This window comes from Hydrogenobacter sp. (genome assembly GCA_041287335.1).
GTDB lineage: Bacteria > Aquificota > Aquificia > Aquificales > Aquificaceae > Hydrogenobacter.
Window position 1 is genome coordinate 1 of record JBEULM010000036.1, and the last position, 6,642, is coordinate 6,642.

Annotated in this window: 8 protein-coding genes; 2 read left to right on the plus strand and 6 right to left on the minus strand. The window is 39.0% G+C overall.

All coding sequences use genetic code 11. From position 1 onward, the window contains the following. Positions 1-32: 32 nt before the first annotated feature. Genes ABWK04_05150 through ABWK04_05175 form a run of 6 tightly spaced genes read right to left on the minus strand, consistent with a single transcriptional unit; the run spans position 33 to position 4,973 of the window. Entirely contained in the window at positions 33-695 is a 663-nt protein-coding gene (locus tag ABWK04_05150) for a protein phosphatase 2C domain-containing protein (protein MEZ0361274.1), read from the minus strand. Next, complete coding sequence (locus ABWK04_05155) at positions 692-1,186, minus strand: FHA domain-containing protein (protein ID MEZ0361275.1); 495 nt, start codon at positions 1,184-1,186, stop codon at positions 692-694. The genes ABWK04_05150 and ABWK04_05155 overlap by 4 nt, the downstream gene beginning before the upstream one ends. After that, positions 1,183-1,752, minus strand: a complete 570-nt coding sequence (locus ABWK04_05160; protein MEZ0361276.1) for a hypothetical protein — start codon at positions 1,750-1,752, stop codon at positions 1,183-1,185. Before ABWK04_05160 ends, ABWK04_05155 begins: the two co-directional genes overlap by 4 nt. 2 nt (positions 1,753-1,754) lie before the next feature. Next, positions 1,755-2,246 carry a hypothetical protein gene (locus ABWK04_05165; protein ID MEZ0361277.1) on the minus strand — a complete coding sequence of 164 codons (492 nt, stop codon included), beginning with the start codon at positions 2,244-2,246 and terminating at the stop codon, positions 1,755-1,757. Then, a complete protein-coding gene (locus ABWK04_05170) occupies positions 2,228-3,457 on the minus strand; it encodes a serine/threonine-protein kinase (GenBank protein ID MEZ0361278.1) in 1,230 nt (409 codons plus the stop codon). The genes ABWK04_05165 and ABWK04_05170 overlap by 19 nt, the downstream gene beginning before the upstream one ends. Position 3,458: 1 nt before the next feature. Continuing rightward, on the minus strand, positions 3,459-4,973 hold the full coding sequence (locus ABWK04_05175; GenBank protein ID MEZ0361279.1) for a trypsin-like peptidase domain-containing protein: 1,515 nt from the start codon (positions 4,971-4,973) through the stop codon (positions 3,459-3,461). Between the two features lie 163 nt (positions 4,974-5,136). On the opposite strand from ABWK04_05175, the gene ABWK04_05180 reads away from it, so the two are divergent. Both ABWK04_05180 and ABWK04_05185 read left to right on the plus strand, forming a co-directional pair. Next, positions 5,137-6,390 (plus strand): LuxR C-terminal-related transcriptional regulator, encoded by a 1,254-nt coding sequence (locus ABWK04_05180; protein MEZ0361280.1) that lies wholly within the window; start codon positions 5,137-5,139, stop codon positions 6,388-6,390. A 114-nt stretch (positions 6,391-6,504) separates the two neighbouring features. Further along, positions 6,505-6,642, plus strand: a 138-nt coding sequence (locus tag ABWK04_05185; protein MEZ0361281.1) for a helix-turn-helix domain-containing protein, incomplete at its 3' end; no start/stop codon positions are given.

A 6,642-nucleotide genomic window follows, 5' to 3' on the forward strand; every position in this document is an offset into this window, starting at 1 on the left:
TGTCACACATTTTGTCACACCTTTCTGTCACACTATTTGACCTGTATAAGTATGGCTGTTATGTTGTCCGCTCCGCCTGCTTTGAGAGCTTTTTCTATTAAACTGTCTATTATTTCTTGTGGAGACATCTTACTTTTTAAGTCCTCTTCAAGCTCTTCGCTTTGAAAGTACCTATACAATCCATCCGTGCATAGGAGTATAGTGTCTCCCTCGTATATGGTGAGGGTGTGCTCTTCCACGTAAAGATCACCCTTTATTCCCAAAGCGTTTAACAGCATATTTGTGCCTGGCAGTGTGTGATCGGAGGTGAGGCGTACAAGGTCTCCCCTTCTCAAAAGATAGGCTCTACTATCACCTGCATGAGCAAGTTGCATTCTACCTGCTTCTATCAATACAGCTGTGCAGGTGGTTGCCATACCATCAAGTCCCATAATTCTTGCCTTTTCTAAAATTACCGCATTGGCTCTTAAAAAGGCTTCTTTTAGGATATTTGTCTTACTATTTTTTTTATAAAAATCTACTATGGTTTCCACAGCTAACCTGCTTGCTACATCTCCCCCTTTGTTTCCTCCCACACCGTCAGCAACTACCGCAAGCGTAGTTTTTGAGTCTCCCTTAGTATAAACCAGATAAAAATCCTCGTTATTCTGCCTTATTAATCCTCTGTGCGTTTTACCGGCAATTTGGAGCCTCATAATCTTCTAAACTTAAGCACCACATTACCTATCTTTATAAGGCTTCCGTCCTCAAGCTCCTTTTTTACCACACACTCTCCGTTAACATAAGTACCTGCTTCTGTGTCCAGGTCCGTTATCGTGACTTTATTTTCCCTTACACGAAGGCTTGCATGTCTTTTTTCAATACCTTCACCTTTTATGTGTATATCCACATCGTTACCAGAGCCTATTATTAATTGACAGTCTTTACCTGGTACTTTATAATCCTTCCACTTTTCGCCACCTTCTATGATGACAAGCCAGCCTAAGAAGGGTTCTAACTCCGGGCTAACTATTTTTGTCTTGTCCAGTTCTCCAGATGTGTAGATGATGGTTTTCCCTTCACTTATTACAGTTTCACCGCTTACTATTTTTGTACTTCCCGTAGCTTCCGTATCAACAACATTTCCACAGCTGGGGCATACTTTTACACCTTCTGGTACGAGAGCGCCACAATATGGACATATCATGATATCACCTCCCTTTTTCCATTTATATTAAGCAAGGGCTTAAAAGGTTCAAAAAGCTTGGTGCGACGCTTAAATTCTTCAACTTCTCTACCACTTATTTCCGACAGTTTTTTTAAAAATAACTCCTCCGTATCTCTGGACATAAGAAATACATATATGATTATGCGATTCTTGAGTTTACCTTCTTTGATGGTTGCCATATACAAAACGCCATTTGAAAAAGGTAAGAAATAAACATTCTTCAATAGCATCAGGGCTTCTTCAAAAATGCAGATCTTTATGCGCACTTTTTTAACAATCCTATCATTGTAAAGCTCTATCCTTGATGTATTAAGAACGTCAGATAACAGTAAAGAAATCGCTAAAATACCCATTAAGGGTGCAACAATTTTGAAAAGAGTAAATTCTATCCAAAAAGGTAGCTTAATAACAGGGTTAAAATCTTCATCTTCAGACCATATAGGTGCTGATAAAAGGGCTATGGAAAAGAGAATAACTACGGAAGAAAAAGCCAATAGCCTGAATTTACTATATGCGAATGTTGCCAGTATGTTATCAGTACTCATATTTACCTCACTATGAAAGGATGTCTTTTTATATGATCCGTAGAACCTGCTTCAATACTGCTTTCCAAAAGATAGCTACCTTCCTTCGCATTATGAGGTACTTCAATAAAGGCATCTATTACCCACTTGCCGGGTTTAAACTCATAATCCGTTTTATCCGTCATTAAGGTTTTGCTATCCCTCTGAATTTTTCTCAGTATTAGACCTTTCAAAGGTGTTTCTCTACAGAGTGTATAAACTATGCGATGATTTAGTTTTTCCCCCCTGCTTACTACAGAAGGTATTACTTCATCTTCCTTCACCGTTAAAATCCTGCCACCTTTACAGTCCTCACCCTTTATGATGTCCTGATAAGTGCTGAGGAGCTTCTCACCTGGGCTTCTTCCTGACGCTAAGGCTTTTTCATAAGCCAGCTTGAAGGAAGTCTGCACCTGCTCTCCACAGGAGATCAAGAAAGCTAAGAGCATAACAACAGTTACTTTATAACTTTCCATTCTACATCACCCCCTTCTTCCTTTTTTTCAACTTCTTTTCTCTTTATCTCTTTTGGCTTCTTTTTTTCAGCCAATCCCTTAACTACTTTTTCCTCTTTTTTGTTATCTTCTTTCTCTATTTTTTTATCTTCAAAAACTTCCGAAGATTCCTGCTGTTTGGTTTCTGTCCGTGTATTTGGTATTGTTACAGGTACCGCGGGTTTATCCATCTGTAAAAGCTTCGGAACGTCCTTAGGTTTTTCCCTTCTTAAAAGAAAAAGTACAACCAATGCAAAGGTCATAACTATAATAAAGGCTATAACACCTTTTAGAAGGTAACTACTTTTAAGTTTGAAAAAGGTTGTATTTAATGGAAGGCTTCCCGATATAGGTTTTTCTTCAAAGACGGGTTTATTAGAGACTTTTGAAAACCAATCTATAATTGCCCTTTTAAAGTCTTCAGCTGTTTTGTATCTTTTGTCAAGTTCCTTTGCAAGAGCCTTTTTTATGATATCCTCTATACCTTCTGGGAGTTGAGGGTTGAGATCCCTCGGGTTTGGTGGTTCCTTCTCAAGATGCGACTTCATAATCTCAAAATCTGTCTTTCCAAAAAAAGGTGACCTTCCCGTGAGCATCTGGTAAAGTATCACTCCGACCGCGTAAATGTCACTTTGAAAGCTCGCAGGTTCACCTCTTATTATTTCTGGTGCCATGTACCAGACTGTCCCCATCAGGACTCCTGTCCTTGTTAGTCCTTTGTCCTCTACAGGTTTGGCTATACCAAAGTCAGAGACTTTTACAAAACCATTGGAGAACATTATATTGCTGGGTTTTATATCTCTGTGTATTATGCCGTTTGAATGCATGTAGGAAAGGGCGTTTAACACCTGAACTATAATAGATACAGAATCCTCAAGATTTAGCTTACCTTTTGACATTTTATCTTCAAGAGAACCTCCGTTTACATACTCCATAACTATGTTGATGTTTCCATCTTCGTCTTCTATGTAGTTTAGTATGTTTACCACGTTAGGATGGTGTAGCTTTGCTTGAACTAAAGCTTCTCTCTTAAAGCGTTCCCTAAAATCCTTATCTTTTGCATATTGAGGGTGTAGCGTTTTTACGGCTACAATCTGACCTATCTGTTCATGTATGGCTTTATAGACTATTCCCATTCCACCCTCACCCAACTTTTCCTGTATCAGGTAAGGACCTATCTTTTTACCTATCATATTAAGACTCCTTGAAGACAAACACCGCAAATTCACCCTTTCCTATGATTATTCTGTCTCCATCCTTTAAAACCGCTTCTGTTATCCTATTTTCCGTAGAGTTTAAAAATGTGCCGTTTGCCGAGTTTAAGTCTCTTACAACCGCTTTATTACCTACAAACCCTATCCATGCATGCTCTCTTGAAACCCTATCGTCCTTTATAACTATGTTATTTTTTGTAGGGTCTCTCCCTATCTTCAACCCTTTTTCTGGTATAGGGTACGTTTGCCCAGAAACCGCACCACCCGTACCTAAGAGTACGCCGTTAGTTTTGGAAGGTTGTGCTTTTTGCCTGTCTCTACTTTTGATAAAGTAGTAAGTCCCTCCACCTACAAGCAATAGACCAAATACTACAGGTATAATTAAGAGATAGCTGGTGTATAAACCTTTCTTTGAGGCACTTAGCTTTTCTTGTATCTGTATCTGCAGATTTCTCGCATCCGGCAAGAAAGGATATAACCTCAGAACATCGTCAAGCCTTTTCATTGCTTCTTCATACTCACCTTGTGTGTACTTTTCTATAGCTTCATACCAGAGCTTGTTGAATATGCTTTCCTGATTTAGATTAGCACCGCTAATCCTTACAAATTCCATTATGGTGTTTGAAGGAACGAGGAAGTTAAAACCTTGTATGGGCATTTCACCTTTGACGCTTATGAAAGTCGCCATACCTATAACCTCACCCTTAGTATTAAATACGGGTCCTCCACTGTTTCCCCATGTGAGAGGTGCATCGGTCTGCAATACGGGGGCACCACCCACCTGAACCTTCAAGCCAGAGATCTTACCGCTCGTAACCGTCGGATCAAGTATGGTTTGCTGTCCCAACATAGCATGTTCAAGGACAACGCCAGGGAAACCTACCGCATAAACTGTATCTGTAAGTTTTACGCTGTCAGAAGAGCCAAGCTTTACAGTTGGGAGGTTCTTTGCTTCAATCTTTAGCACCGCCACATCCTTACCGCTTTCTACCTTTAGCTGTAGCTTTCCCTCCTCCACATAAGCTTTTCCAGCTTCCCTTCCTCCCACGGGTGTTATGGGTGGGCTATAGGCTTTTAGTTCACCCACGAACACCTGCCCGTTTTGAAGTATCACGTAAAGCTTTTTTTCAACACTGAAGGGTGCTTCCATTAATTCTTGAAAGGCTTGCTTTTTCTCCTCATCTGACATATCTTTGCCGTACTGATCTATGAGCTTTTGTATAAGCTCGGCTTTAAGTAGTTTTTCGTTGGATTCATGATAAAGCTGTACAACATGCCCGTTTGTAACCACGTAGCCATCAGGCGTTATAATAAAACCGCTACCTGAACCTGCGGTTTGTACTGGTATCTTTTTATCCCCCAGTTTCAATTCAGCCTTCGCCTGAAGAAATATAAGCACAACTGCAGGCTTTACCCTCAGAAGCATTATCGCATCTTGTGTCTGTTGAGCCAAAGAGTAAAAGGGTAGCGCAAAGAAAATAAGTAAAGAGATCATCCACATTATTGTTACCTCCCACGTTTTGATAAAAGGAATAATTCACTTACACATTAAAGTCAAGTCGCATTTATGTCGCACTTTATGTCACGCTTTATGTCGCACTTTGTCACACTCGTATGTGTTACAAGGAAATATAATGTTTTTAGTAGGGGGTTTTAGAGTGTTCGCTCTTTTCAGTTTGAGCAGTTTTGTTCTTTGGCTTATATCTTTCCCGATGGCCGGCTTTCTCTTAAAAGACTTTGATCTTTTGCCTTACTTTCTTGCCGGTCACATAGGAGGTTTTGTTTCTATACTCTTTTTAAGAGCAAACTTTTATAACTTAGCCCCCGTATTTTTAAGTGTCACTATGCTACTCACCGCATCTTTTACATACTTAGATCTAAAGCCCATCACTATGTTTTTTATAGGTTTTTTTTCTTCATACTTTGCCGTGCTTGTGGGACACTTTCTTACAGAAAGTCCTAAGAAAAGAGATCTACTTGGGTTGGTTTTAGGTAATGTGGGGGTATCAGCTCTTTACTTTTTACCCGTAAAAGATTACTATAAATTTCTCATAATAAGTTTTTTACCCTCAATTAATTTTTATAGAAAACCCATCACATTTTCTTTTGAAACAATAGAAAAGCGCATTTATTTAAGATTTTTATTGAGCATATTTGTACTATATATAACAGGGGGACTGATGTATAAAAATATTATGGAAATATACAGTATACAGGCTTTTGTTTTTGGTATTGAGGTATTTTTCTACGCTTTTGCAGTACTGTTAGCTTATTTTATGCTAATGAAAAATACAAAGGAAGAACATCTTCTCGTATCTGCGGTTATTTCTTATGCGTTGGCTTATTCCCTAATGCATTTTGAACATAAGATGTTTCTTAATATTATGATGTATCTGATTCAATTTGGATTTGGTTTTGCGGACGCTTATCTCCTTTATACTCTCATAAATCTAAGGAATCCACTTCTGGTTTTCCCCGTTGGTTTCTCAACCGTCTGCGTGTCCATCATGTGCGGGTACTATCTTGGGAAACTAATCTCTCATCCTGATTTTTTAATAGCTGTTGGGAACATCATCCTTGTGAGCTTTTCCCTTTATACCTTTTATGTAGCAAAGACAGAAAAGGTAATCAAGGAAAAGATGCCAAAGATTACACAAAAAGTAGGTGCAAAGGAGTTCATAGAGAGTTTGTGTGTAGATCTGCAAAAATACGATAAGAGGCTATCCAGAAGGGAGATAGAGGTAATGTCTCTGATGCTTGAAGGCAAAAGTAATGAGGAAATAGCGAAAATTTTAGGCATATCAATTTCCAGTGTAAGAGAATACAGTAGAAGAGCGCTGGAAAAAATAGATAAGGATAGAGAGGAATTATCACATGCTTATATGGAGTGGCTAAAAGGTAAATCACTGTGAGGATCTTTTAACCCAACTCAGCAAGAAGTCCCCCACTTCTACTTTGTAAGTGGGAGATGAATTGCTGCTGTTCTTGACAGGTTCTAAGTTTCGGTATAATATTTGCAAGCTAAGATGCTTAAAGCTTATAAGTATCGCATATATCCGACAAAGAGCCAGAGACAGATTATAGAAAAGGCCTTTGGCTGTGTCAGGTTCTACTGGAACAATGCTCTGGAAATCAAGCTAAAAGCCTTAGAAAGAGGGGAGAAG

Excerpts from the sequence above, each read along its gene's own strand:
- ABWK04_05150 (MEZ0361274.1), bottom strand. The coding sequence starts at position 695 with ATGAGGCTCCAAATTGCCGGTAAAACGCACAGAGGATTAATAAGGCAG.
- ABWK04_05155 (MEZ0361275.1), bottom strand. The coding sequence starts at position 1,186 with ATGATATGTCCATATTGTGGCGCTCTCGTACCAGAAGGTGTAAAAGTA.
- ABWK04_05160 (MEZ0361276.1), bottom strand. The coding sequence starts at position 1,752 with ATGAGTACTGATAACATACTGGCAACATTCGCATATAGTAAATTCAGG.
- ABWK04_05165 (MEZ0361277.1), bottom strand. The coding sequence starts at position 2,246 with ATGGAAAGTTATAAAGTAACTGTTGTTATGCTCTTAGCTTTCTTGATC.
- ABWK04_05170 (MEZ0361278.1), bottom strand. The coding sequence starts at position 3,457 with ATGATAGGTAAAAAGATAGGTCCTTACCTGATACAGGAAAAGTTGGGT.
- ABWK04_05175 (MEZ0361279.1), bottom strand. The coding sequence starts at position 4,973 with ATGATCTCTTTACTTATTTTCTTTGCGCTACCCTTTTACTCTTTGGCT.